General features: G+C 31.2%; 26 protein-coding genes. 23 read left to right on the top strand and 3 right to left on the bottom strand.

What is annotated here, in order from left to right; genetic code table 11:
- Positions 1-11: 11 nt before the first annotated feature.
- A complete protein-coding gene (gene pdaA / locus BR66_RS0119480; RefSeq protein WP_026884408.1) occupies positions 12-833 on the bottom strand; it encodes a delta-lactam-biosynthetic de-N-acetylase in 822 nt (273 codons plus the stop codon).
- 108 nt (positions 834-941) lie between these two features.
- On the opposite strand from pdaA, the gene BR66_RS0119475 reads away from it, so the two are divergent.
- The 7 genes from BR66_RS0119475 to spoVAE all read left to right on the top strand — a co-directional run bounded on the left by BR66_RS0119475 (position 942) and on the right by spoVAE (position 6,531).
- A complete protein-coding gene (locus tag BR66_RS0119475; RefSeq protein WP_035796666.1) occupies positions 942-2,705 on the top strand; it encodes an Eco57I restriction-modification methylase domain-containing protein in 1,764 nt (587 codons plus the stop codon).
- A 308-nt stretch (positions 2,706-3,013) separates the two neighbouring features.
- Positions 3,014-3,349: an anti-sigma F factor antagonist gene (gene spoIIAA, locus BR66_RS0119470; RefSeq protein WP_026884406.1), complete on the top strand. Its 336-nt coding sequence runs from the start codon at positions 3,014-3,016 to the stop codon at positions 3,347-3,349.
- 23 nt (positions 3,350-3,372) lie between these two features.
- Entirely contained in the window at positions 3,373-3,804 is a 432-nt protein-coding gene (spoIIAB, locus tag BR66_RS0119465; protein ID WP_026884405.1) for an anti-sigma F factor, read from the top strand.
- A gap of 47 nt (positions 3,805-3,851) precedes the next feature.
- Entirely contained in the window at positions 3,852-4,607 is a 756-nt protein-coding gene (gene sigF, locus BR66_RS0119460) for an RNA polymerase sporulation sigma factor SigF (RefSeq protein WP_026884404.1), read from the top strand.
- A gap of 92 nt (positions 4,608-4,699) precedes the next feature.
- Positions 4,700-5,152, top strand: a complete 453-nt coding sequence (gene spoVAC, locus BR66_RS0119455; protein WP_026884403.1) for a stage V sporulation protein AC — start codon at positions 4,700-4,702, stop codon at positions 5,150-5,152.
- A 7-nt stretch (positions 5,153-5,159) separates the two neighbouring features.
- Positions 5,160-6,170 carry a stage V sporulation protein AD gene (spoVAD, locus tag BR66_RS0119450; RefSeq protein ID WP_026884402.1) on the top strand — a complete coding sequence of 337 codons (1,011 nt, stop codon included), beginning with the start codon at positions 5,160-5,162 and terminating at the stop codon, positions 6,168-6,170.
- Between the two features lie 4 nt (positions 6,171-6,174).
- Entirely contained in the window at positions 6,175-6,531 is a 357-nt protein-coding gene (gene spoVAE, locus BR66_RS0119445) for a stage V sporulation protein AE (RefSeq protein ID WP_026884401.1), read from the top strand.
- A 146-nt stretch (positions 6,532-6,677) separates the two neighbouring features.
- Here the strand turns inward: spoVAE and BR66_RS24325 are convergent, their stop codons facing one another.
- Positions 6,678-9,086, bottom strand: a complete 2,409-nt coding sequence (locus BR66_RS24325; RefSeq protein WP_051624316.1) for a transglycosylase domain-containing protein — start codon at positions 9,084-9,086, stop codon at positions 6,678-6,680.
- Positions 9,087-9,282: 196 nt separating this feature from the next.
- On the opposite strand from BR66_RS24325, the gene yunB reads away from it, so the two are divergent.
- Positions 9,283-9,951 carry a sporulation protein YunB gene (gene yunB, locus BR66_RS0119435; protein WP_026884400.1) on the top strand — a complete coding sequence of 223 codons (669 nt, stop codon included), beginning with the start codon at positions 9,283-9,285 and terminating at the stop codon, positions 9,949-9,951.
- Positions 9,952-10,019: 68 nt separating this feature from the next.
- On the opposite strand, the gene hpt is transcribed toward yunB, so the two are convergent.
- Complete coding sequence (gene hpt, locus BR66_RS0119430) at positions 10,020-10,547, bottom strand: hypoxanthine phosphoribosyltransferase (RefSeq protein ID WP_026884399.1); 528 nt, start codon at positions 10,545-10,547, stop codon at positions 10,020-10,022.
- A 224-nt stretch (positions 10,548-10,771) separates the two neighbouring features.
- Here hpt and hflX point away from each other — a divergent pair, with 224 nt between their 5' ends.
- From hflX to queA, 15 genes are all read left to right on the top strand, one after another.
- A complete protein-coding gene (hflX, locus tag BR66_RS0119425; RefSeq protein ID WP_026884398.1) occupies positions 10,772-12,556 on the top strand; it encodes a GTPase HflX in 1,785 nt (594 codons plus the stop codon).
- A gap of 50 nt (positions 12,557-12,606) precedes the next feature.
- Positions 12,607-13,500 carry a nucleotidyltransferase domain-containing protein gene (locus BR66_RS0119420; RefSeq protein WP_026884397.1) on the top strand — a complete coding sequence of 298 codons (894 nt, stop codon included), beginning with the start codon at positions 12,607-12,609 and terminating at the stop codon, positions 13,498-13,500.
- Positions 13,501-13,579: 79 nt separating this feature from the next.
- The gene (pdxR, locus tag BR66_RS0119415) at positions 13,580-14,983 is read left to right on the top strand and encodes a MocR-like pyridoxine biosynthesis transcription factor PdxR (RefSeq protein WP_026884396.1); all 1,404 of its coding nucleotides are present in this window, start codon (positions 13,580-13,582) and stop codon (positions 14,981-14,983) included.
- A gap of 10 nt (positions 14,984-14,993) precedes the next feature.
- Complete coding sequence (locus BR66_RS0119410) at positions 14,994-15,659, top strand: HEAT repeat domain-containing protein (protein ID WP_026884395.1); 666 nt, start codon at positions 14,994-14,996, stop codon at positions 15,657-15,659.
- Between the two features lie 6 nt (positions 15,660-15,665).
- Positions 15,666-16,304: a YigZ family protein gene (locus tag BR66_RS0119405; protein ID WP_026884394.1), complete on the top strand. Its 639-nt coding sequence runs from the start codon at positions 15,666-15,668 to the stop codon at positions 16,302-16,304.
- A 175-nt stretch (positions 16,305-16,479) separates the two neighbouring features.
- Entirely contained in the window at positions 16,480-17,217 is a 738-nt protein-coding gene (locus BR66_RS0119400; protein ID WP_026884393.1) for a YebC/PmpR family DNA-binding transcriptional regulator, read from the top strand.
- A gap of 569 nt (positions 17,218-17,786) precedes the next feature.
- Positions 17,787-18,311, top strand: coding sequence for a DUF421 domain-containing protein (locus BR66_RS0119395; protein WP_035796661.1), 525 nt, complete (start codon positions 17,787-17,789; stop codon positions 18,309-18,311).
- Positions 18,312-18,375: 64 nt separating this feature from the next.
- A complete protein-coding gene (locus BR66_RS0119390) occupies positions 18,376-19,836 on the top strand; it encodes an MFS transporter (protein ID WP_341350080.1) in 1,461 nt (486 codons plus the stop codon).
- Between the two features lie 206 nt (positions 19,837-20,042).
- Positions 20,043-20,438 (top strand): bacteriohemerythrin, encoded by a 396-nt coding sequence (locus tag BR66_RS0119385; protein ID WP_026884390.1) that lies wholly within the window; start codon positions 20,043-20,045, stop codon positions 20,436-20,438.
- A 36-nt stretch (positions 20,439-20,474) separates the two neighbouring features.
- A complete protein-coding gene (gene dut, locus BR66_RS0119380) occupies positions 20,475-20,903 on the top strand; it encodes a dUTP diphosphatase (RefSeq protein WP_026884389.1) in 429 nt (142 codons plus the stop codon).
- 128 nt (positions 20,904-21,031) lie between these two features.
- A complete protein-coding gene (locus BR66_RS0119375) occupies positions 21,032-21,664 on the top strand; it encodes a hypothetical protein (RefSeq protein ID WP_242841187.1) in 633 nt (210 codons plus the stop codon).
- Between the two features lie 152 nt (positions 21,665-21,816).
- Positions 21,817-22,422, top strand: coding sequence for a Holliday junction branch migration protein RuvA (gene ruvA, locus BR66_RS0119370; RefSeq protein WP_026884387.1), 606 nt, complete (start codon positions 21,817-21,819; stop codon positions 22,420-22,422).
- A 150-nt stretch (positions 22,423-22,572) separates the two neighbouring features.
- Positions 22,573-23,607, top strand: coding sequence for a Holliday junction branch migration DNA helicase RuvB (gene ruvB, locus BR66_RS0119365; protein ID WP_026884386.1), 1,035 nt, complete (start codon positions 22,573-22,575; stop codon positions 23,605-23,607).
- A gap of 29 nt (positions 23,608-23,636) precedes the next feature.
- On the top strand, positions 23,637-24,605 hold the full coding sequence (locus BR66_RS0119360) for a glycosyltransferase family 2 protein (protein ID WP_035796658.1): 969 nt from the start codon (positions 23,637-23,639) through the stop codon (positions 24,603-24,605).
- Positions 24,606-24,664: 59 nt separating this feature from the next.
- Entirely contained in the window at positions 24,665-25,690 is a 1,026-nt protein-coding gene (gene queA / locus BR66_RS0119355) for a tRNA preQ1(34) S-adenosylmethionine ribosyltransferase-isomerase QueA (protein WP_026884384.1), read from the top strand.
- Positions 25,691-25,693: the final 3 nt, after the last annotated feature.

Here is a 25,693-nt window from a genome sequence, read left to right as displayed (position 1 = left end):
TTTCACAAGTATTAATGCAAGTCATTAAGTGTCTTAAATTCATAACCTTTTGATTTCCATTCCTTGATTAATGAATCAAGTATTACTGCATTTGTCTTTGAAACTGCATGCAAAAGATATATGCCACCTGGATGTGTTCTTTTAAGAAGTAAATTTTTTGCTCTTTCAGGATTAGGCTGATCATCTTTTAGCCAATCTCTGTAAGCTAGACTCCAAAATACAGTTTTATAACCAAGTTTATCAGTGTAATGCAAGGAAAGTTCACTGTATTTTCCCATAGGTGGCCTGAAAAACTTGCTCATTTCATAACCTGTAGCTTCCTTATAGGCTTCTTCAGTGGATTTAAGTTCTAAGGCAAATTTTTTCTCATCAGTTATTTTAGCCATAGATGGGTGTGTGTTTGAATGATTACAGACTAAATTACCTTCAGAAGCCATACGTTTTACTAAAGCAGCATTAGATTTTATATAGGGTACAGTGACAAAAAAAGCGGCCTTTACATTATTTGATTTCAATACATCTAACATCTTGCCAGTGTATCCATTTTCATAACCTTCATCAAAGGTAAGATATATATACTTATGTTTTGTATCACCTAAATAATAACCATTATATTTCTTTAATAGTTCTATGCTACTGGTCTCAGCTCTGGAAGGAACTTCATCTTTTTCAGGAAGAAAATACCAGCTATGCTCTTTAGTATTTATATCGGTGCTATTATAAAATGAGTAAGAGCTTTTAGGAAAGCCTAAATGAGGAAGTTCATTTCCGTTACAATATCCAGTTGAAGTTAATGCTAAAACTATACTTAAAGGGATTATTAATTTTTTCATATGTGATGTCTCCTTCCCAATAAAATTCTATAAAGTTGTATAAACTGTTATTATAGTCTATAATATTTTGTACATAGTTTCTATAAATATACGATGGGGTTTTTTGAAATGATAGACAGTTTTATGGAACAAATTGACGAAATATATAACTTAATATTGGCACCAATAGATGGTATCTATAAAAAAATAGGTATTGAAAGCTATAAAAATAAAATGAAAATGGCACAGGATGAATTATTTTCTATTTTTTATTATGAGCTTGTTAAATTAAATAAAGAAAATGGAGTAGTTTATACTCCGTGTGAGATAGCTGATTATATTATAAAAAATACAGTGACTAAAGAAGACATAATTAAAAATCCATTTATTAAAATAGTAGATCCTGCCTGCGGTTCAGGAAATATGTTAATTTCATGTTTTGGGATTCTATATAAAATATATAACGAAAATTTAGAAAAAATAAATTTGGAAAATAATATTAATTTAATAAAAAAAGATATTTCTGCTCACATTATTAATAATAATTTATATGGATTTGATATAGATGAGAATGCATTAAAAATTTTGCAGATTGATCTATATGTTATAAGTGATCACGTAAATTCATGCAATTTTATTAAAAAAGATTTTCTTATAGAGACGCTTGAAAATAAATTTGATATATATATAAGTAATCCACCATATGTGGGACATAAATCAGTGGATAGGGATTACAGTGTTAAACTAAAAAATATGTATAAAGAAATATATAAGGACAAAGGTGATATTTCATACTGCTTTTTTCAAAAATCACTCCTCAATTTGGTAAAAGGTGGCAAACTTTCATTCATAACCTCAAGATATTTTCTTGAATCTCCAAGCGGGGAGGTACTTAGAAAAATTTTAAAAGAGTTGTGTTCTATTGAAAAAATAGTGGATTTTTATGGTATAAGACCTTTTAAAGGTGCAGGAATAGACCCAGTTATAATCTTTTTAAAAAATGAGCAAAACGTTGACAAAGAAATAGAAGTAATAAAACCAAAGGTTACTAAAGGAAAAAATAAATATGATTTCTATAAATCCCTATTTATGGAACAGGGAAAAGAATACAACAGTTTTTATATTAAGAAAAATCTTTTAAACAATAATGGTTGGATACTCAGAAACCAAAGGGAAAGGGACATAATAAACAAAATCGAAAAAAATAGTTTTACTAGTTTGTCAAATATATGTGATAGCTTTCAAGGAATTATAACTGGCTGCGACAAGGCATTTATTGTTGACAGTGAAACGGTAAGACTAGAAAATATTGAAACTGATCTTTTAAGACCATGGATAAAGAGCAGTTATATTAGTAAATATGGAGTGGTTCAAAAGGATAAGTATTTAATTTATTCAGATGGCATTGAAAATGAAGATGAATACTGTAATTCAATTAGGCACATAAGTGAATATAAAGAAAAGCTTCTTAATAGGAGAGAGTGTAAAAATGGTATCAGAAAATGGTATGAGTTACAATGGGGAAGAAATAAAGATATATTTCAAGGGACAAAAATTGTTTTACCATACAAATCAGAAAACAATCGTTTTGCTTTAGACAAGGGAAGTTTTTTTAGTGCGGACGTTTATGCATTGATTCTTAAAGAAAGCGCACCATTTACATATGAATATCTTTTATATGTTCTTAATAGTGAAATTTATGAATTCTATTTTAAAACTTTTGGAAAAAAATTAGGAGAAAACTTGTATGAATATTATCCTAATAATCTTATGAAGTTGTGCATTCCTACTATGGATGAGAATAGAAGTGAGGACTATTTATATAAAATTTTTAATTTTACAGATGAAGAAATAGAGATAATTAAGAATGCAGTTAAGAGTAATTTAAGTTAAAAGTTAGGGTAAGTACATCTTAACTTAGTTTTACGTGAAAAAAATAAAAGTTCAAGTACAGATTTATTCAAATCGTATAAATTTCAGACATTCTTCATAAATTGAAATTGCTTTCTATGTTTCTCTGCGTTATATATGTTAGAAAAAAACAGTATATGAAAAAATATAATCTATTTGTATAAATTTATTTATAATAGGGAAGAATTAAAATGATTAAATAAATTAATATACAAATAGAGGAAATAAAGTTATAATATAGAATATACAAATTATAACTGTTTTTAAGTAAATACCATGGGGGGATACTAATGTATATTGAATTTGAAAGTAAAGATGATAAGCTTATTGTAACGCTTACCGGAGAGCTTGATCATCATAGTGCAGAGGAAGTTAGAATTAAAATTGATGACAGAATTGATATGGTCAGCACAAACAAAGTTATTATGAATTTTGATCATGTTAACTTTATGGACAGCTCTGGAATAGGCGTGATAATTGGTAGATATAAAAAGCTTTCCATGAAAAAGGGTACAATATGTATAGCTAATGCTAAGGGGTCAGTTGAGAGGATATTTCAGCTATCAGGACTATTTAAAATTGTAAAATCTTATAAAACTTTAGAAGAAGCACTTAGTATAATTTAAGGATTGGTTTTGGGGGGATAAAAATGAGTGAAAATATGATGAAAATTGAGTTCTCGAGCAGATCTCAAAATGAAAGTTTTGCAAGAGTTGCAGTGGCTGCTTTTGCATCACAGTTAGATCCAACATTGGAAGAAATATCTGATGTTAAGACTGCGGTATCTGAAGCAGTTACAAATGCCATTATACATGGATATGGAGATAATAAGGAAGGAAAAGTCATAATTGAAAGCATATTAAACAAAAATGAAATAAGCATCTCCGTTATGGATGAAGGCTGTGGCATTAGTGATATCAAAAAAGCAAGGGAACCATTATATACTTCTAGGCCAGATCTTGAAAGATCAGGGATGGGATTTACTGTAATGGAAACATTCATGGACAGTGTTGAAATAGAATCTTCAGAAAATGTTGGTACAAGGATTAGAATGAAAAAAGTGTTTTCTTCACTGGAATAGAAAATATTTTATGAGAGGAGTGAGATACGAGTTTATACTTGGAAACTATGGGTAAAGAATTGATAAAAAATGAGGGACATGATTACAATGGGAATTTATATTTAATCGGAAAAGCACAAAAGGGAGATAAGGAAGCCCTTGACCAATTGGTGGCAAACAATTTACCACTTGTATCATCCATAAGTAAAAGATTTTTGAATAGGGGTTATGAATATGATGACATTTTCCAAATAGGTTGTTTAGGACTTATAAAGGCAATAAACAATTTTGATTCAAATTTCGGGGTTAAATTTTCTACGTATGCAGTTCCAATGATAATGGGAGAAATAAAGAGATTTTTAAGAGATGATGGAATAATTAAAGTAAGTAGGAGTATAAAAAACACTGCAAGAAAAATTCATTATGATAAAGAAGCATTGACAAAAGAATTAAATAGGGATCCCACTCTGGAGGAATTATCAAAATATTCAGGCTTAAATGTTGAAGAAATATTACTTGCTACAGAATCTTCAAATAGCCTACAGTATCTTTATGATGTAATTCATCAAGATGACGGTTCACCGGTAATGCTTATTGATAAACTTAGTGAAACTGAGAATAGTGATGATGAAGTTTTAGATAAAATAGCACTTAAAGATGTACTTAGCAATTTAGATAAAAAATCTAGACAAGTAATAATTCTTAGATATTTTAAGGATAAGACGCAAATACAAGTTGCTGGTATGTTAGGGATAAGTCAAGTACAAGTATCCAGGATAGAAAAAAAAGTTTTAAAAGTTATGAAAGAGAGATTAAGTGGTTAGCAGGACGTAAGTTTGCTATCCACTTAATTTCTTTTATTTTAGGATTAAAATAGTTTTAAATGTAAATAATATTTCTGAAAGGAGATATGTATATGCAAGTTAAAGAGAATAAAATAAAGGAAAATTTCCACAAAGTTACAGATGAGAGTTCTCCTAAATCTAAACTAGCTAAAAATTGTGTTTACGCTTTTATAGTTGGTGGCTTAATATGTGATATAGGACAATTTTTTTATAATCTTCTAATTAGTAATGGTGTATCTATGGAAGACACAAGTACATGGGTAACAATAATTATGATATTCATAGGGGCACTTTTGACGGGGATAGGCATATATGACAAAATTGCAAATTTTGCTGGAGCTGGAACAGTAGTACCAATTACAGGATTTGCAAACTCCATTGTTGCACCGGCAATTGAATTCAAAAAAGAGGGCTATATTCTTGGGGTGGGTGCAAAGATGTTTACTATTGCTGGTCCTGTTTTGGTATATGGAATAGGCTCTTCAATAATCGTAGGCGTAATATACTATTTTATAAGTAGGTGATATGGTTTTGGGAAAAAGAATTGGCAAACAATCAATTAAATTAGATAGTAAACCTAAAATAATTTCAGCTTATTCAGTAGTTGGTCCTAAAGAAGGAGAAGGACCATTAAGCGAATATTTTGATCTAATACTTAAGGATGATTTAAATGGTCAAAAAAGCTATGAGAAGGCGGAAAGCAGTATATTATATAAGGCTATTACAGAATGTATAAAGAAGGCTAAAATTCAGGAAACGGATATTAACTATCTTCTGGCAGGGGATTTGTTAAATCAGATTAGTTCCTCGAATTTTGCTGCAAGGGACCTTGATATACCATTTATAGGATTATACGGAGCATGTTCGACTATGACAGAATCTTTAAGTCTTGGTGCTATGATTATGGAAGCCGGTTTTGCAAATTATCTTCTTGCAGCTACTTCGTCACATTTTTCATCTGCTGAGAGGCAATTTAGATATCCACTTGAATATGGTAGTCAAAGACATCCAACAGCACATTGGACAGTGACGGGAGCTGGGGCAATGATTCTTGGGAAAACGGGAAATTATCCATATATATCTTATGTTACTACTGGAAAGGTTAAAGATTATGGAATTACAGATGTTAATAATATGGGAGCATCCATGGCACCAGCAGCCATAGATACAATAAAACAACATTTTCAGGATACAGGTAGAGGACCAGATGATTATGATCTTATTGCTACAGGGGATTTAGGTAAGTACGGCAAAGATATAACATCAAAATTACTTAAAGAATATGGCTATGATATAGAAGAAAAATATATAGACTGCGGAGACGAAATATATGGATCAAGTCAAGAAACTAATGCTGGTGGAAGTGGTTGTGGCTGTTCGGCAGTAGTGGATTGTGGATATATATATAAAAATATGTTAAGTGGTAAACTTAAAAGAGTATTGATATTGTCAACAGGAGCTCTCCTAAGCACTACTTCAAGCCTTCAAGGTGAAACAATACCAGGTATTGCCCACGCTGTGGCAATAGAATATGGAGGGTGATTATATGGATTATTTAATGGCTTTTATTGTAGGCGGGCTGATTTGTGTTATTGGTCAAATACTTATGGATAAAACATCTTTTACACCTGCAAGGATAGTTGTTTGTTTTGTTACATTGGGAGTGATTTTAGGTGCACTAAATATTTATGGAACTATTGTAAAGGTTGGAAAGGCGGGAGCAACGGTTCCATTGCCAGGGTTCGGATATAGCCTTGCAAAGGCTACCATTAAGGAAGTTGATTCAAAGGGTATAATTGGAGCGTTTACTGGAGGTATTAAGGGTACAGCTGGAGGAATAGGTGCGGCAATACTCTTTGGATATATAATGGCTTTGATTTTCAATCCAAAGACAAAGGAATAACTACTGAAAACAGTTAAGGTCATGAGTTAATGAGGGCTTTTCTGATTGAAATGCAAAAATCAATAAAAGAGGGATATAAGTAGATTTTGTTTACCTAAATCTACTTATATCCCTCTTTTCAATAATTATAAATTTATTTAATTATGTTATTTCGTGGTGCCAGTGTTACCAGTGCCAGTGTTACCAGTGCCGGTGTTACCAGTGCCGGTGTTACCAGTGCCGGTGTTACCAGTGCCGGTGTTACCAGTGCCAGTGTTACCAGTGCCGGTGTTACCAGTACCAGTATTGCCAGTGCCAGTGTTACCAGTACCAGTAGTATCAGTAACAGTATTATCAACTTTAGGTGTAGCATTATTCGTAGTAGTTTGATTTTGTGGTGGAGGTGTTGCTGCAGGTGGTGTAACTGGCGGAGCTATAACCGTTGGAGCAGTACCGTCAATATAATAATTGCCACCTATATTTGTTAAATCATCTGGAGCGGTTAAATCCTTAATGGGCTGATTTTTTGTTACGTCAGCCATAATAAGTCCCCAAACATTTGCAGAAACATTACTATTAAAAGTTGAACTTAATGCTGTTGGTTTATCATTTCCTATCCAAACTGCTGCGGAATAATATGGAGAAAGTCCACAAAACCAAAGGTTAAAACTGTTAGTTGTAGTACCAGTTTTACCAGCTACAGGCATAGTTGTATATTTGGAAGCATTTGAACCAGTTCCACTAGAACTAACTGGACCTTTTAACATATCATACATAATATAGGCTGCATCAGCTGATATTACTCTTTTGGAGGTAGGTTGAGTGTTATCCAAAATAACAGCGCCTTTGCTGTCAACAACTTTTGTATAAACCTTAGGGGTTACAAGTACGCCACCATTACCAAAAGTACCGTAAGCTGAAGACATAGCGGTTGTATTGCTTCCGTGATTAAGTTGGCCAAGTGCCATAGCAGCTATACTTGTAGGATTCTTATCTACATCATCCAAGGTAAGACCAAATTTTTGTGCATAGCTAGCACCAATTGAAACGCCAATCTTATCTTCAACTTTTACAGCAATAACATTAATAGAATTTGTTATTGCTGTTTTTATTGTTTGAGGACCACTGTAACCATTGTCGTCTTTAGGCTGATAGGGTTTTCCATCACTGCCAACATACTTATTTGAAATCTCAGGGGAAAGCGGAGAATCATCCACTACAGTACTCTCTGTTATTGCTTTAGTGTCAATACCAGGGGCATATACTGCTAGTGGTTTCATACTTGAACCTACTGGATTATTATAACTAGTACCTGATCTATTATATGATGCAGGAGGTTGCTGACCTGTTCCACCAATTAGTACTTTCACTTGTCCTGTACGATAATCTGTAACGGTTGCTGAGGATTGTGGTGAACGTATACCATTTTTTACTGAAAAAGAACTACTAGCATTACCATATGATTTAGTATCATTCATAATAGAAGTAACAGAGTCCTCCATAGTCTTATCCATTGTAGTATATATTTTCAGACCACCATTTGTAAGTAAGTTATCAACTTGCTCATCAGTATAGTTATACTGAGCTTTAAGATCACTCTTAACTGCAGAAACCGCAGAAGAGGAAAACCAAGCATAATTATAATAAGAATTACTAGAATTATTTTTTATAAAGGTAAGCTTTCCAGAATTCAAATCATTAATTGAGCTAGTATAATCTGAGTCACTTATGTAGTTGTTTTCACGCATGGTTTCTAGCACTGTTTTGGTCCGGTTAATATATACTGAGGGATCTTTTTTTGCTGAGTTTGAAAGCGGATAATATTTAGATGGACCTTGAACGAGACCTGCTAAAAAAGCTGACTGAATAAGGTTTAGATTGTTTACATCAGTACCAAAATATTGCTGAGCTGCTGCCTCAACACCATTGGCTTGACCGCCTAAATATATAGTGTTCATATATGCTTCTAAAATCTGATCCTTTGTAAGAGATTTTTCAAGTTCTGTAGCAAGATATGCCTCTTGAACCTTCCTTTTAATTGATATTCTGTTTTGAAGGGAATCAGTTAAAAACATTCTTTGCTTAATAAGTTCTTGAGTAATTGTAGAAGCCCCTTGAATGTTATTTTGCCTATGAATCTTGCTTAAAACATCATAAAACATGGCACTTGCAATTCGTTTTACATCAATTCCACCATGTTGATAAAATCGCTCATCTTCTATACTTATAAAGGCATGAGATAAATTCTTAGGAATGGAAGACAAGCTAACAACCGTTCTTTTTTGTGTGGTTATTACAGTATCCATTGATTGACCCTTATCATCATATAATGTTGAGTTTTGATCCAAATCTAATATTGTTCCATTTATGTCTAAGGCTGGTGCTGTTTTAATCATAGCTAGAACAACACCAAAAGTAGCAACAGAGCCTATTATAACCACGCATAAAAATGAAAGAAAAAATATTTTGAAGAATCTAAGTACTGGTCTTTTTTTCTTCTTTGCTATTTTTTTCTTTACATCTTTATTAGGTGTTTTAGAATTGCTACTTTTTTTGCCATTTGTATTATTTGCCATAAAATATCCTCCTTAATTGCGCTAATGCGTTTATATTATAGCATATTAACTGAAATTAATAAATTAGCAGTGAGCAAGTATTATATTAATAAAATATTAACATCAAGAATTGTATAAAACTATTATATAGTAAAATATGTAATTTATCTAATTTTCAAACATATTAATTATTATCAAGGCCAGGGGAGAGGTTAAGTTGCAAATTAATACTAAGATAAAAATAATAGGTTTGTTACTAGCAATATTATTTTTTTTCAATATGTTTTTATATAAATTTGACACATCAATAAGCCCTACTATCACAAAAATTGCAGAGGCTGAGGTGAGAAAAAAAACTGTCTCAACTATTAATAAAGCAATACTTAATGAATATAATAATTTTAACTATGATCAAGTTATTAAAGTAGAAAAAGATTCATCTGGAAATATAATGATGCTAAAAGCAGATACAATGATGATGAATAAAATTGCGTGCAGAGTAGCTATAAATGCTCAAAGTGAATTAAATAAATCAGGAAATATTGAGGTAAAGATTCCGTTGTCATACATATTTAAAAATAATATTATTTCCAGTTTTGGACCTTCAGTAATTGTAAATGCAGAGCCAATTGGAAGTATTGATACTGAGTATATATCTGAATTTCAGAATGCAGGAATAAATCAAACTAGACATAAAATTTATATTAATGTAGCTACTCAGGTAAATATTATACTACCACTAAGCAATGATAGAATAAATGTAAAAAGCCAAATACCTGTTGCTGAAACAATAATTATAGGAAAAGTTCCAAGTACAGTTTTAAATTTTGACTTAAAAAGTGCTGGTTTTAATCTTCCAGAAAAAAATAGTAACCAGCATGATTAGCTGGTTACACCTAGCAATCTTAAAATACATAGTCAGTATTTTAGGTTAGTAAATTAGCAATATTATTCTTATAAGTCTTTCCAATTAAATATATAAGGTACATTTCTGTAGTAATCACCAAAATTTAAGCCATAACCTACTACAAAAACGTCTTCTATATCAAAACAGCAAAAATCAGGTTCTAAGGGCACTTGTCTTCTTTCTGCTTTGTTTAATAGCACGCAACATTGAACGCTATTTGCATTAAGTGTCTTAACATGTTTAATAACAAAATCCATTGTTATTCCTGTATCTATTATATCATCAACTATAAGAACATCATAGCCAGTAATATCATCAGGAATATCATTTACTATTTTAACAATCCCTGAACTATTTTCTGAATCACCATAACTTGAAGTAGTCATAAAACCTATTTTCACTTCAATATCTATTGCTCTTACTAGATCTGCAGTATAAATGAAACTTCCTCTTAGTAAAGACAAAACATAAAGTTTTTTACCTAGGTACTTTTTTGAAATTTCTGCACCTAGTTCTTTGACCCTTTTACTTATTTCTTCTTCTGTAATTAGTATATTTCTTTCCTTTTCGTTCATTAGTAACCTCCATATGAAATTAAAATCATACTATCAATATTAACAATAATTTTATTATATTTCAATTCTTTTAGAATAATTACTGAAATTAAGTCATTAATTAGAGGCAAACTCTTAACCTATTACTATTTACAGCAATGTTGTAATAGTATAGAATTATAAATAAATTGTTAAACTATTATTAGGTGTATGTTAAATAAATAATAAAAAAGAGGATGAAAATTATGATATATGGAAGTATAGACGGAGTAAAAAAATCCCTTTTAGATAAATTAGAAGAGATATATGATATGAAAATCCCAAAATATAGTTCACTTACTGAGCAGCTATGTGAAGTTATATGTAATGTGACAAGTATGATAAATCGAGAAATAAGTGTTGCTATAGATAGAAAAGGCAATATTTTAAGTGTTACTGTTGGGGACAGCAGGGCTGTGGAACTACCCCTTGTAGATATAAAGGAAAAAAAGTTATCTGGAGTTAAGATAGTTCACACTCACCCAAATGGAAATTCAAGACTTTCTTCTATAGATATTTCGGCGCTACTAAAACTAAAACTAGACTGCATTGTAGCCCTTGGAGTACTGGAAGGGAATCTAACAGATGTATCAATAGGGTTTTGTAGCATATTTAATAACGTTTTAGCCCCTGAATTGCAGGAAAAACTTAGTCTTAAGGCTATAATTAATATTGATTTAGTTGATAAGATTAAATACATTGAAAATATAATAAGTAAAGAGAATATTATTGAAGATAATTCTGAAAGGGCAATCATTGTTGGAACCGGAAGTGAGGAAATACTTGAAGAACTTTCGGAACTCGCAAAAGCCTGCGACGTTAAATGTGTTTACACTGTTATTCAGAAAATTAAAAAAATAGATTCCGCCTATTATATTGGAAGTGGAAAAATTGATGAGATCAATTTGATTAAGCAAAGCGTGTACGCTAATTTAATTATCTTTGATGATGAACTTGCAGGATCTCAGGTAAGAAATCTAGAGGAGGCACTTGGAGTAAAGGTTATCGATAGGACAACTCTAATACTTGAAATATTTGCGAGAAGGGCAAGAAGCAAAGAATCAAAGATTCAAGTTGAACTAGCACAACTTAAATACAGACTTCCAAGAATTGTTGGAATTGGATCTGAACTTTCAAGATCAGGTGGAGGAATTGGAACAAAGGGACCAGGAGAGAAAAAATTAGAAATTGACAAGAGGCACATAAGAGAAAGAGTCTATGATTTAACTCAGGAGATTGAAAAAATTAGAAAAACTCGGGAAGTTCAAAGGGAAAGAAGAACCAACGAAAATATACCTAAAATATCTTTAGTTGGATATACAAATGCAGGAAAATCAACTCTTAGAAATGCCCTTTGCAATATAGCAGCTCCAGGTGATATAACAAAAAAAGAAAATGTATTTGAAGCTGACATGTTATTTGCAACGTTAGACGTAACAACAAGAGCAATTATTTTACCGGACAACAGGGTGGCTACGGTTACAGATACTGTTGGTTTTGTAAGAAAACTCCCACATGATTTAGTGGAAGCTTTTAAGTCCACATTGGAGGAAGTAGTTTTTTCAGATTTACTTTTACACGTAGTAGACAGTTCTAGTGATACGGTATTTGAGCAGATTGAAGCTGTAAATAATGTGCTAGAAGAACTTGGAGTAAGTGGGAAAAATACTATTATTGTATTAAATAAAATAGATAAGGCCGATGAAATCCAAATTAAAGCCATAGAAGAAAAGTATAAAACTATGAAAATAGTTAAAATTTCAGCTAAACAAAATATCAATTTAGATGAATTACTCAATGAGATGGTTTTAGGAATTCCAAGCAAATTAAAGTTAGCTAAATATATTATTCCATACACAGCTCAGAGTTTGGTTTCAAATTTACATCAAAATGCAAAAGTTGAAAAAGAAGAATATTTAGAAGAGGGAACAAGTATAACTGCTTCCGTAGATGAAAAAACGTATAATCAATATAAGGAATATATGGTGTAGAATAAGGAAGCTAGATGCCTTAAATGATATTTTGCAAAGGAGGAGTATTTTTGAAAAAAACAATCTTGCAATATCAGAAGATTTTCAATAATGTTGTAAAAAGACTAAATTCAAATAAAAATGTTTTGGCGGTAATGGTTTTTGGAAGCATGGTTTCAGGAGACTTGTGGGAAGAATCTGACATAGATTTATTTGTCATAGTTGATGAAAAATTAGATGAAATAAAAAATATATATAATATAGAAAAAAGCATTCCAGTTCATATTAAGCTATTGAGTAAAAACAAACTGTTTTATCATAATCACAATATTCAAGATGGGTTTCTTCATAGAGTTTTCGCAGGTTCTAGGCTTGTATTTTCAAAGGATAAGGATATAACATCTAAATATGATAATGATAGATATTATTCTGATATTGATAGAGCTAGGTGGAATTTAGTTTACCTAGGTAATTTTATAAAAATCTTAGGTGTTTGTAAAAAGTATATAAGAAATGGTTCTGTCTATACTACATATGCATCTACAATGGAGTGTGCCGAAGAATATTCTAAGCTTTTTATTAATTCATCAGGGTATATGATAAATAATAATGCAATAAATATGGCGGTGAACACAAACGATGAATTTAAGGTTTATGTAGATGCATTCTTTTTTAAAAATGAAAATTCAGAGGTTGCACTAAAAAATATAATACATTACATGGACAAATATGTTGATGAGAACATAAAGGTTTTAGCATCATTTCTAATCAAATTTATGGGTAGTAAGGATTGTATGCTAAGTTCTGAGGACATAAAAAAAGATGGTGCTTTTAAAAATTTTGATATTAATTTTCAAGATATATTAGGAAAACTTTTACAATTAGATATAATTAAGCGTGGAAGTAGAGATTACAAGACTAATGATGGCACAGTTCTTACCAAGGAAAATGTGTACTATTTATAGTAAAATATCTTCAAGATAATGGATTAATATATTGGACAGTTATTTTCCTTAAGATGTACACGAATTGGATGTGATAATAATGAAAGCCTATTCTATTGATTTTTTAGAAGAAATCCCTAAATACATTCAAATAGCAAGACACATAAAAAATTTAATTGAGCTGGGCGAAATTAAAGACGAGGAGAAGTTGCCACCCATAAGAAAACTTTCGGATTTTTTAAGTGTAAATAATGATACTATAGTGAGTGCATATAAAAAACTAGAACAGGAAGGATATGCAGTTCAAAAAATTGGCAGTGGAAGTTATGCGAAACAAAAGGATACAAATAGAAGACTCAGAAGAGAATATACCGAAACTTTTAAGAGGATAAGAAATGAAAGTTCAAGCAAATATATAGACTTTGCTGGTGAAACATCTTGTAATGTAGTTTTCCCCATGGAAAATTTTAAAGAGGTCATAAATGAAGTTATAGATAGAGATGGTGTTAATGCCTTAGTAAACCAAGAAACCTTGGGATATATTGGGCTTCGCAGGAGTATAAGTAAATACTTCTGGAATGATAAGTCAAGGGCAGAGGATATATTAATTGTTTCTGGAGCACAGCAAGGTATAGATATTGTTTCAAAGGCAATAATCAATGTAAATGATAATGTAATTGTTGAAAAACCAACTTATAATGGAGCCCTTTTTGTTTTTAAATGGAGAGGAGCTAATATTTTTGAAGCAAATATGGAAAATGATGGTATAAACCTAGAAGCGTTTGAAAAAATAGTAAAGAAGAACAGTATTAAATGTTTTTATACCATGAGTTATTTTCAAAATCCAACAGGAATGTCCTATAGTTATGCAAAAAAAATTGAAATATTAAAACTTGCAGAGAAATATGATTTTTATATAATAGAAGATGACTATCTTTCAGAGCTTATATTTGATGAAAAAGTTAAATATCAAAGCTTTAAGAGTCTAGATGAAAATGATAGGGTTGTATATATAAAGAGTTTCTCTAAAATATTTCTACCAGGAATAAGACTTGGGTACATGATAGTACCTAAAAAGATAGAGGAAGCTGTTGAGAGTTCAAAGGTAAACACTGATATATCAACCTCAAGTCTTATGCAAAGAGCACTAGACTTGTACATAATAAAGGGATATTGGAGAGATTACATTCAAAACCTAAAAATCACATATAATAAAAGATATAAGGTGATGGAAGATACAATTAAGGATATTTTAAAGGATAAGGTAAGTTTTAATAGCCCAGGGGGCGGTTTTAATTTCTATTTAAAAATTGATAAAAGTATAGGCATTGAATCTGATAAACTGTTTTATAAATGTAAGCAAAAAAAAGTATTTATATCGCCAGGAGTTCTTTTTTATAGAAATAGTGAGGATGGAGCAAAGTTTTTTAGAATAGGATATTCCCAAACAGAGGAAACAAAAATTAAGCAGGGGATTGAGATAATAAATAAAATTTTGGAGTAAAGTGATATATATGTTAAATGGATTGGTAGAATATAATTGGGATGACATTGAAAAGTATGATGACAGTGAGATATCATATTATCTGTTCTTGGAAGGTAAGTCCCTTGAAGTAATAAGTAAGATTAGGAATATATCAAGAGAAATCGTTCAAAAACACATAATTGAAGGTAAAATTAAGTATAGGTTTTTAGCTAGTAGCAAAAATGCTGAGGAACTTCTAAGTAGTATTGCCAGGGCTGGAAAAAATGATAAGCAGCTTTTACTAAGTAATTTGGACGAAAAAAATACTGTATCCATACTAAAACATATAAGGGAAAATTACGTTAAAATGCATGGTAAGGATAAGGAAACTGCAATTTGGATTATAGGTGAACTAAAAGATATTAATAGTAAAGATATTTTAATAAAGGCATCTGTACATAAATTCGTAAATGTTAGAAGGATGGCAATATCAGCTATGGGAAAGATAAATAATCCGGATTTTGAAAATGCACTAAAAAGAGCTCTAGATGATGAAAATCCACAGGTTGTTTCTTATTCACTAAAGGCGATTATAAAGATGGCAAGCAGGAATGCAGAGGATAAGGTAAAAAAAATATTCCAAACTACTGAAAAAGAATACTTGAAAAAACTCTGCCAGGATTATTTTAACATGATAGAAAGCGGAGAGGTCTGATATTTTATGAGTTATTATACGGTAAAAGATGCGGCAACTTTTGAACTTGAAGAAAAAAAATCTGTTTTTATTGGAAACGTTAAGAGAGTTAGTAATGAACAAGAAGCAAAAGAATTTGTGGCTGAAATTAAGGGTAAACACAAAGACGCTAGACACAATGTTTACGCATATATAATTGGTGAAGACATGCGCATTCAGCGGCGTACTGATGACGGTGAACCACAAGGAACAGCAGGAATACCAGTGTTAGACGTGATAAAAAAGAAAGGCATAACAGATACGGCAATTGTTGTTACAAGATACTTTGGAGGAATACTTCTTGGCGCAGGGGGACTTGCAAGAGCTTATTCAAAAGTGGCTTCTGAGTCAATAAACAAAGGTAAAATAGTTTTAAGAGTTAAAGGAAAATCACTTTTAGTTACGGTTAATTATGATCTTTTAGGAAAACTTCAATATTTGTTTGAGAAGAAAAAATGGTATATTGACAATACTGAGTATACAGATAAAATAGTTTTATCACTGAAATTTGAAAATGAAGACATTGAAATGGCAAAGGCAGCAATTAATGAAATCTCTTCTGGAAATTGTTCATTTAATGTTGGAGAAGAAAGGTATTACTTTAAAATTGAAAATAGGCTATTTTAAAGTATTTTACTAATTTATTAGAATGCCTAATAAATTAGTGGATTACATTTTCATATGTATTAAATATTGCAATGATATTTGAATGTAAAATATTATGTGATATAATATTTAAAGTAAAACTTACATAAAATAAATATTTATATAGAATATAAGTTAAAGTTAGGGGGAATATTTTATGTCAGGACATTCAAAGTGGCATAACATTCAATTAAAAAAAGGTAAAACAGATGCTAAAAGGGGACAAATCTTTACAAAGATTGGCAAAGAATTAGCGGTTGCAGCTAAAGATGGTTCAAATCCAGATCTTAATGCAAAGCTTAGAGATGTAATAGCAAAAGCAAAGGCTAGTAATATGGCTCTAGATACAATTATGAGAGCAGTTAAAAAAGGTGCTGGTGAACTACAGGGAGTTAACTTTGAAGAAATAGTTTATGAAGGATATGGTCCTGCAGGAGTTGCTGTAATAATAAAGGTATTAACTGAAAATAAAAACAGAAGTGCAAGTAGTGTAAGATATATATTGGATAGAAATGGTGGTAATTTAGGGGCAAATGGCTGTGTTTCTTTTATGTTCCAAAAAAAAGGACAAATTATTATTGAGAAAAAAGATGGTATTGACGAAGATGATGTAATGATGGCAGCATTAGATGCTGGTGCGGAAGACTTTAATAGCCAAGAAGAAATTTTTGAAATAACTACAGCTATGGAAGACTTCTCTTCTGTGCGAGTGGCTCTAGAAGAAGCAGGTTATGAATTTTTATCAGCAGAACTTACAATGATTCCAGATATTCTTGTAACCTTGAAACTTGAAGATTGTGAAAAGGTTCAAAATTTAATTGACAAGCTTGAAGCTGATGACGATGTTCAATCAGTGTACCACAATGCTGAGTTTCCTGAAGAGTGGGAAGGGTAATGTTTTGATGGACATATTAGTATTGTGACATATGTGTTTAAATTGTTTTGGAATGACATACAACACTTTTATGTATAGATATATAAATCTATATGTGGAGGTGTTGTTTTTTATCGAGCAGGGGTCATGAACTAACTTTGGAAGCAATTGAATGTGTTGCTCGTATTGCTTCAAAGAGAATAACAAAAAATAAAAAAGAGCTTATTAGTATATAACAACTAATAAGCTCCCGTTACAAAATTAAAACTCAATATGTATTATAGCTTATTTTTTCATAAAGTACAATAGATATAACTTGGTATATGGTAAGTGAGATTTTTTGATATTATAGCAATTAAGTGCTATACTTAATACATGCGAAAAAATAACATTTTTTTAGATATTATTATACCATCTATTCTGAATTTATTCTAATACAATCAATCAAATAGTTATATATAATATTCTATCCGTTCAATAATTTCCAACCAAATTATTGAACGGATAGAATATTATATTTGATATTAAAAATGTTGTTTAGTTATAAAGTATATATTAAAACATTTAGAATGTTTTTTATGGAGGATAAAATGATTACATCAATAAGTGGATATGGACATATTGTGTTTAGTTCTATTTGCGTATATATATTCATAGTAGTAGCATTAAGAATTTTTGGCAAAAAAGAATTGGCCCAGTTATCTGTATTTGATCTAGTGTTTATACTTCTTATAAGCAATGCGGTGCAAAATGCAATGGTAGGAACAGATTCAACATTAGGCGGTGGTGTTATAGCTGCTTTATCATTATTCGTTGTAAATTATATATTTAAATTAATTATTTATCGTTTTCCTAGAGCTGGAAAATTAATACAAGGTCATGCAATTCTTTTAATTTATAAGGGACATCTTAACACTATTAATTTAATTAAAGCAAAGATATCTTCGGAAGAATTAATGGAAGCAATAAGAGAGCATGGCGCTACGACTATAGTAGAAATAGATTTAGCAGTTTTGGAGGTCGATGGGAACATAAGTGTTTTATCTCATGAATTTCATGTTAAAACATCTAAGAAAAGAAAACCGCATAAAGTAATAAAAAAACAAACTAATTAAGAAAATAGGATTTACGTCTAAAGAAAAGGACATAAGTTGCCTACTAAAGAGAGGAAGTACGAAATTGATAAAAAAAGATAATTATAAGTGGGTGGCACTTTCATGCACTTCACTTGGCGCGCTAATGGCTGTATTAAATGGTACATCACTACTAATAGCTCTTCCTAATATTATGAAGGGTTTACATGCAAGTTTAAGTATAATAACTTGGGTGCTTATGGGATATATGCTAGCTATGACAATTCTAGTACCTTCAATAGGAAGAATAGCAGATATGGTAGGAAGAAAAAAACTTTATGTGAGTGGATTTGCTGTGTTTACTGTGGCTTCTATTTTATGTTCACTTTCACAAACGGGATTACAACTTTTGATTTTCAGAATATTACAATCAATTGGAGGGTCACTTCTTGTGGCAAACAGTACATCTATTGTAACGGATGCTTTTGATAAAAGGGAGCTTGGAAAAGCTCTTGGGATTAATGGAATGGTTATAAGTGTAGCAGCAGTTATAGGACCAATACTTGGAGGATTTTTAGTTACATTTGGCGGATGGAGAAGTATTTTCTACATTAACGTTCCAATAGGTATTTTAGGAACTATATGGGCAGGAATACAACTTAAAGAAACTATGAAAATACCAGAGAAACAAAAATTTGATTTTCTTGGAACCTTTGTTTTCTCATTTGGAATGTTATCTCTTCTTGTTGCACTTACATTAGGTGCTTTTGGAAGTTGGAAAAATATATTAGTGCCTGTTTTATTCATAATTGCCATAGTGTTAATGACATTATTTATATATATTGAAAATAAAACGGAACAACCAATGTTAGATTTAAGATTGTTTAAGATAAAAATAATTTCATTTGCCTATGCTAGTACCCTTCTTAATGGTATAGCAAGGGGAGCAGTAACTTTAATGCTTACATTTTTCTTTCAGGGAATTAAGGGTATAGATCCTCTTACCGCAGGAATGCTGCTAGCACCACTGGCTATTGCAATGATGATAACATCACCAATTAGTGGCTATTTATCAGATAAGTATGGCGCTAGGATTCTAAGCACTGTAGGACTTTTGATATCAGGAGTGGGACTTTTAGGAATGATGACTATATCAGCAACTACTTCTACTTTAGAACTTACAATATTAATGGCCATAATGGGTGCTGGATCAGGATTGTTCTTTACACCAAATACAAGCTCTGTAATGAATAATGTGCCTGAAGATAAAAGAGGCATTGCAGCAGGAGTAAGAACTATGATGAACAACGGTGGAAATGTACTTAGTATCGCAATTTCCATGGCTATCATAGCTTCTAGCATATCACCTTCTGCTATGCAGGCTTTATTTGTAGGAACTCAAGTTGGTTCACAAGGTATTGAAATAAACCAATTTATACATGGACTTAGAACCGCATTCACAATATCATTGATTTGTACCTTAGCAGCGGCAGTAATGTCATATATGCGTGGAGCTCAACCTGACTGGGAAGAGGAAGAACAAAAAGATGAAAAGGTAGCAATTTAAAATTAGATATACTGAAAAAATAACAACTCCTTAGTAGTTAGGGGTTGCTATTTTTTTACTCACAATAGAAAGTTATCTAAAATAATATGTAAACAAAAATTCACATAAATTATTATTGAAACATATGAAAATTGTGATAAAATAAGTTAATTGTTAAATTATTGTGGAATAAATAAATGAAATTGATTAATTAGGAGGATTTTATAATGTTTGAAATGAAAGATGAATATATTACAGGGGTACAGCTCATTGATCGAGAGCATGAAAAATTATTTGAAATTGGAGAAAGAGCATATCAATTGCTAAAAAATAACTTTGCTTTAGATAAGTATGATAAAATAATGTTAATAGTAGGAGAACTTAAAGATTATACAGAGTTTCATTTTAATGATGAAGAAGAATATATGGCAAGCATAAATTACACAGGACTATTTACACAAAAGGTTCAACATGCGGAATTTATTAGGGTATTAAACAATTTTGATGCTAAAAGTATTGATAAAAACCAAGATGAAACAATAATGAAATTGTTGGATTATATTGCCAAATGGCTAGTTGAACATATTTTAAAAGAGGACCTTAGAATTAAAGAGGGAATATAAGCTATAAATAAGTTTTACAATTCAAGGAGTGAAAAAATGAAATTATTAATAGAAAAAATAAATGAAAAAGCAATTATACCTTTTTACGCACATTCAGGGGATGCAGGAATGGATTTGTTTTCAGTAGAAAAAGTTTTGATAGCTCCTGGTGAAATTAAACTCATTAATACAGGTATTAAACTGCAATTGCCATTAAATACAGAAGCTCAGGTTAGACCTAGAAGTGGTCTTGCATTAAAATATGGAATTACAGTTTTAAATAGTCCAGGAACTATAGACGAAGGATATAGAGGTGAAGTGGCAATTATACTAATAAACCATGGAAAAGAACCTTTTATAGTAGAAGAAAATATGAAGATAGCACAAATGGTTATAAAGCCAACTCTAAATGTTGAAATAGAGGAAGTTAAAGAATTAAGTAAAACTGACAGAGGTGAAGGTGGATTTGGTTCTACTGGAATGTAAAAAATATTTATGGCTAATGTATAAAATATAATTTTTTGTCAATACTTCCTCAATAGGAGGAGGTGAATTGTTGTAGAAAATCTTATGAATTATATGTGCTGATTTTATATTTATTAAGAGTTTTTACAATGGGACTATATATGGGTAAATATAAGAAAATATTAATAGGAATTTTATCTTTGATTTTAGTTTTTGCGATTTCATTTTGCTATGGATATAGAAATAATTTAGTAAAGAATATGGCCATATTATATAAAAATTATTATAAAATTGCTTATGGGAATAATGAAAAAGCAGTTAATGCAAATAAGGTGAATCTTGTAAAAGACAGTTCAAAAGATGAAACGGTAATCAAAAAAGATGTACCGGTGTTATATGTTGACCAAAAACATTATATTCAGAATGGTAAAGATAAAATTGTGGAGGATTCGATTAAGCAGTCAAATAGTGATGTTGAAGGCTTTACAGGAAAAAAAGTAAAAGAAGTATATGAAAATATGAATAAAAACGGATATGATTTAAAGTTAAATGTGGATGTTTTATTATGTGTAAAAAAATACACACCAGGGAAATATGCGGCAAAAATCAATGGCGAAAAGTATGAAATATTTCAGGCAAATAACAAGGGAGAGTTAAACTTAGTAGAGAGTGAAGGGAACATTAATCAAAAGGGTGAGGATGAAAAAATATTCAACAAAAACACTCAGGAATACAGCACTATTGAAGATGCAAGAGAAAGTTTATCCGATTTTACATCTTAAATTGTTTGTGCCATAAAAGTATGACAATAAAGAAACTGTCTCATAGTGGGTTTGTATTCATTATGAGACAATTTCTGCTTATGCACAAACTTGAATAAATCTATTATAAATGGTAAAGTATATTGTAGTTTTATTTAAGGAGTGATTAATAGTTGTATACATATATAAAAGGAATATTTATAGGTATAAATAAGGATTATGTTACAATAGAAAATAATGGAATAGGATATAAAGTTTATGTGTCTGGCAGTACAATGGCAGCCATGCCAAAGACTGGCGAAGAAGTAATGCTTTATCTTATACAGATTGTAAGAGATGATTTCATTGGTTTATATGGTTTCATTACAGAAGAGGAAAGGGAAATGTTCAACAAATTGCTTATAATAAATGGAGTTGGAGCTAAGGCATGTCTATCCCTGTTATCTATATCTAAAGTTAATAATTTGAAATATGCTATAATAAATGGTGATGAAAACACAATAACTAAAGCACCTGGAATAGGTAAAAAAATAGCTCAAAGAATTATTTTGGAACTAAGGGATAAATTAGAAGCGGACAACTTGGTATCGAATGTATTAGATGATAGTGAGGAAGGTAAATACATATATGAAAGTGATAAAAAGGTTGCAGAGGTAATGGGTGCACTTATTTCACTTGGGTATTCTGAAAGAGAAGCTGAAAAGGCAATTAATACTTGTGACAAATCAATGAGTTTGGAAAATATAATAAAGGCTTGTTTGAAATTTTTAATGAATTAGGGTGTAAGCGTAGTACGGCACAAAATAGACTAGCATGCTGACTAGTTATTTTTTTGAAGATGCCTAAGGCGTTATGCCACCTATTATGTATATGTTGCCCATAGTATAAAAACATATTATTTTGTTTGAGGAATTACAGGAGGGTTTAATATGGAAGAGAGGATATTAAGTGCTATAAATTTAAATGAAGAAGGCGATAATGAGTATAGCCTTAGGCCACAAAAATTAAGCGAATATATTGGTCAAACCAATGTTAAAGAAAAGTTGTCTATATTTGTTCAAGCTGCGCAAAATAGAAAAGAGGCTTTGGATCATGTATTGTTTTACGGACCACCAGGCCTTGGTAAAACAACTCTTGCAAATATTATTGCAAAGGAAATGGGTGGAAATCTTAAAACAACCTCTGGACCTGCAATAGAGAGGGCAGGAGATTTGGCTGCAATTCTTACAGGCCTATCTGAATTTGATGTACTTTTTATTGATGAAATACACAGACTCAATAGAAATGTGGAGGAAATACTTTATCCTGCTATGGAAGATTATGCACTAGACATAATAATAGGTAAGGGTGCGGCTTCAAAATCTATAAGATTGGACTTGCCCAAATTTACATTAATAGGAGCAACTACTCGTATAGGTCTTTTAACTTCACCACTAAGAGATAGATTTGGCGTAATGTGTCCAATGGAATTTTATAATGATTCAGACTTGAAAGAGATAGTTATAAGATCTTCAGCTATACTTAATATAGGTATTGATGATGATGCAGCCTTCGAGATTGCAAGGAGATCTAGAGGAACTCCACGAATTGCAAACAGATTGCTAAAAAGGGTGAGAGATTATTCTGAGGTTAAGGGTAATGGAAGGATAGAACTCCATTCTACCGAAAGTGCATTAGAGCTTTTAGAAGTGGACAAAGAGGGTTTTGACAGAATTGATAACAAAATATTAGAGGCAATAGTAGATAATTTTAAGGGTGGACCGGTAGGGCTTGAGACTCTTGCATATTTTATTGGGGAAGAGCTTGATACTCTTGAAGATGTATATGAACCATATCTTTTGCAAAAAGGTTTTATAGTTAGAACCCCAAGAGGAAGAATAGCTACGGATAAAGCATATAAGCATTTAAAAAGGAAAATCAATGAAGATGGCTCTTATTCCCAAGTATCTATGATAGAAGAATAAACGATTACCGTTTAAAGGAGTAAATTTGTATGGAAGTTAAAAAAACTATAATTTCAGTTGTGGTTCCAATGTATTTCGAAGAACTAGTTGCACAGGAATGTTATAAACAACTAAAAGAAATACTAGAGGGAAATAAATTTGACTACGAACTTATTTTTGTGAATGATGGTAGCACGGATAAAACTGAAGAAATATTACTTGATTTATCCAAAAAAGATAAAAGGGTAAAGATAATAAACTTTTCTAGGAATTTTGGACATCAAACGGCTGTAACAGCAGGTATTTTTAGTGCCAGTGGTGATGCTATTGTTATAATAGATGCTGATTTACAGGATCCACCGGCATTGATAATAGAAATGGTAGAACTTTGGGAAAAAGGATATGAAGTGGTATATGGAAAAAGAAAAAAAAGAAAGGGTGAAAGCTTTTTTAAACTTATTACAGCAAAATATTTTTATAAGTTCTTAGACTATATGTCAGATATCACCATACCCAAGGACACTGGGGATTTTAGATTGATTGATAGAAAAGTTGCAGAAGTATTTAAAAAAATGCCTGAAAGAAATAGATTTGTAAGAGGTATGATGAGTTGGATTGGTTTTAATCAGACATTTATAGAATACGAAAGAGATGAAAGATTTGCGGGTGAAACAAAATACCCACTAAAAAAAATGATAAAATTTGCAACAGATGGAATTGTGTCCTTTTCAACTAAGCCACTTAAAATCGTTAGCTTTCTTGGCATAGTAAGTCTTTGTATATCAATTATAATATTTATTTATAGTTTGGTCTCAATATTATTCATTCACCAAACCACCATTGGTTGGGCATCAATAATTGATATAATAGCTTTCTTTGGAGGATTGCAGCTAATTTCTTTAGGCATTGTTGGAGAGTATGTAGCAAGAATATATGAGGAATCTAAAAATAGACCTCTTTACATAATTAAGAGCACAGAAAATATTAATGAAAAAAAGTTTGAGAAAAATATTGATTGACAATGAATATAATATGAACTATATTTATTATTTGGAAGAAAACTAAAGAGGGTGAAACTTTGCAACTTAAGGATTTTGATTTCGATTTGCCTAAAGAATTGATTGCACAACATCCATCAGAAAAACGAGATGAATGCAGATTGATGCTTTTAGATAAAGACAATGGACAGGTTGAACATAAGGTATTTAAAGATATTATAGATTATTTAAATCCAGGCGATTGCTTGGTTATGAATGATACAAGAGTAATTCCAGCAAGACTAATTGGAACAAAAGAGGGCAGCGGTGGTAAAATGGAGTTCCTTCTTTTAAAACGAATAGATACGCAGCATTGGGAAACTCTTGTTAAACCAGGTAAAAAAGCAAAAATCGGTGCCAGATTTGAATTTGGTGAAGGGCTACTAAAGGCCGAGGTTACTGAAATTAAAGAAGAAGGAAACAGGATAGTAAAATTTGAATTTGATGGTATTTTTGAAGAAATACTGGATAAACTAGGAGAAATGCCTCTTCCTCCATATATTACAGAAAAACTAGTTGATAAGGAACAATATCAGACTGTATATTCAAAACATGACGGATCGGCTGCAGCGCCTACTGCGGGCTTACATTTTACCAGTGAGCTTCTTGATAAAATCAGGGAAAAGGGAGTCAGTACTGTATTTTTAACTTTACATGTTGGACTGGGCACATTTAGACCTGTAAAGGTTGAAAATATAGAAGAACACCATATGCATTCTGAATTTTATATAATGAATAAAGAAACTGCTGATATAATAAATGGAACAAAAGAAAAAGGTGGTAGGGTTATTTCAGTAGGAACTACATCTACGAGAACTCTTGAAACTATAGCTGACGAAAATGGAAGAGTTGGAGAGAAAACAGGTTGGACAGAGATATTTATATACCCTGGATATAAATACAAGGTAGTTGATGCTCTTATAACTAATTTTCATCTTCCAGAATCAACACTAATAATGCTTGTCAGTGCCATGTCAGATAGAGACAAAGTTATGAATGCATATGAAGTTGCGGTGAAAGAAAAATATAGATTCTTCAGCTTTGGAGATGCTATGTTTATCCGATAACTA

Source organism: Clostridium akagii DSM 12554, from assembly GCF_000686725.1.
Taxonomy (GTDB): Bacteria; Bacillota; Clostridia; order Clostridiales; family Clostridiaceae; genus Clostridium_I; species Clostridium_I akagii.
The sequence above is the reverse complement of the archived record's forward strand: the minus strand, read 5'-3'. Positions and strand labels throughout refer to the sequence as shown.

Bases quoted from the DNA above. Each gene is read 5' to 3' on its own strand.
- pdaA (WP_026884408.1), bottom strand. From the start codon at position 833: ATGAAAAAATTAATAATCCCTTTAAGTATAGTTTTAGCATTAACTTCA.
- BR66_RS0119475 (WP_035796666.1), top strand. From the start codon at position 942: ATGATAGACAGTTTTATGGAACAAATTGACGAAATATATAACTTAATA.
- spoIIAA (WP_026884406.1), top strand. From the start codon at position 3,014: ATGTATATTGAATTTGAAAGTAAAGATGATAAGCTTATTGTAACGCTT.
- spoIIAB (WP_026884405.1), top strand. From the start codon at position 3,373: ATGAGTGAAAATATGATGAAAATTGAGTTCTCGAGCAGATCTCAAAAT.
- sigF (WP_026884404.1), top strand. From the start codon at position 3,852: ATGGGTAAAGAATTGATAAAAAATGAGGGACATGATTACAATGGGAAT.
- spoVAC (WP_026884403.1), top strand. From the start codon at position 4,700: ATGCAAGTTAAAGAGAATAAAATAAAGGAAAATTTCCACAAAGTTACA.
- spoVAE (WP_026884401.1), top strand. From the start codon at position 6,175: ATGGATTATTTAATGGCTTTTATTGTAGGCGGGCTGATTTGTGTTATT.
- BR66_RS24325 (WP_051624316.1), bottom strand. From the start codon at position 9,086: ATGGCAAATAATACAAATGGCAAAAAAAGTAGCAATTCTAAAACACCT.
- hpt (WP_026884399.1), bottom strand. From the start codon at position 10,547: ATGAACGAAAAGGAAAGAAATATACTAATTACAGAAGAAGAAATAAGT.
- hflX (WP_026884398.1), top strand. From the start codon at position 10,772: ATGATATATGGAAGTATAGACGGAGTAAAAAAATCCCTTTTAGATAAA.
- pdxR (WP_026884396.1), top strand. From the start codon at position 13,580: ATGAAAGCCTATTCTATTGATTTTTTAGAAGAAATCCCTAAATACATT.
- BR66_RS0119410 (WP_026884395.1), top strand. From the start codon at position 14,994: ATGTTAAATGGATTGGTAGAATATAATTGGGATGACATTGAAAAGTAT.
- BR66_RS0119405 (WP_026884394.1), top strand. From the start codon at position 15,666: ATGAGTTATTATACGGTAAAAGATGCGGCAACTTTTGAACTTGAAGAA.
- BR66_RS0119400 (WP_026884393.1), top strand. From the start codon at position 16,480: ATGTCAGGACATTCAAAGTGGCATAACATTCAATTAAAAAAAGGTAAA.
- BR66_RS0119395 (WP_035796661.1), top strand. From the start codon at position 17,787: ATGATTACATCAATAAGTGGATATGGACATATTGTGTTTAGTTCTATT.
- BR66_RS0119385 (WP_026884390.1), top strand. From the start codon at position 20,043: ATGTTTGAAATGAAAGATGAATATATTACAGGGGTACAGCTCATTGAT.
- dut (WP_026884389.1), top strand. From the start codon at position 20,475: ATGAAATTATTAATAGAAAAAATAAATGAAAAAGCAATTATACCTTTT.
- BR66_RS0119375 (WP_242841187.1), top strand. From the start codon at position 21,032: ATGGGACTATATATGGGTAAATATAAGAAAATATTAATAGGAATTTTA.
- ruvB (WP_026884386.1), top strand. From the start codon at position 22,573: ATGGAAGAGAGGATATTAAGTGCTATAAATTTAAATGAAGAAGGCGAT.
- BR66_RS0119360 (WP_035796658.1), top strand. From the start codon at position 23,637: ATGGAAGTTAAAAAAACTATAATTTCAGTTGTGGTTCCAATGTATTTC.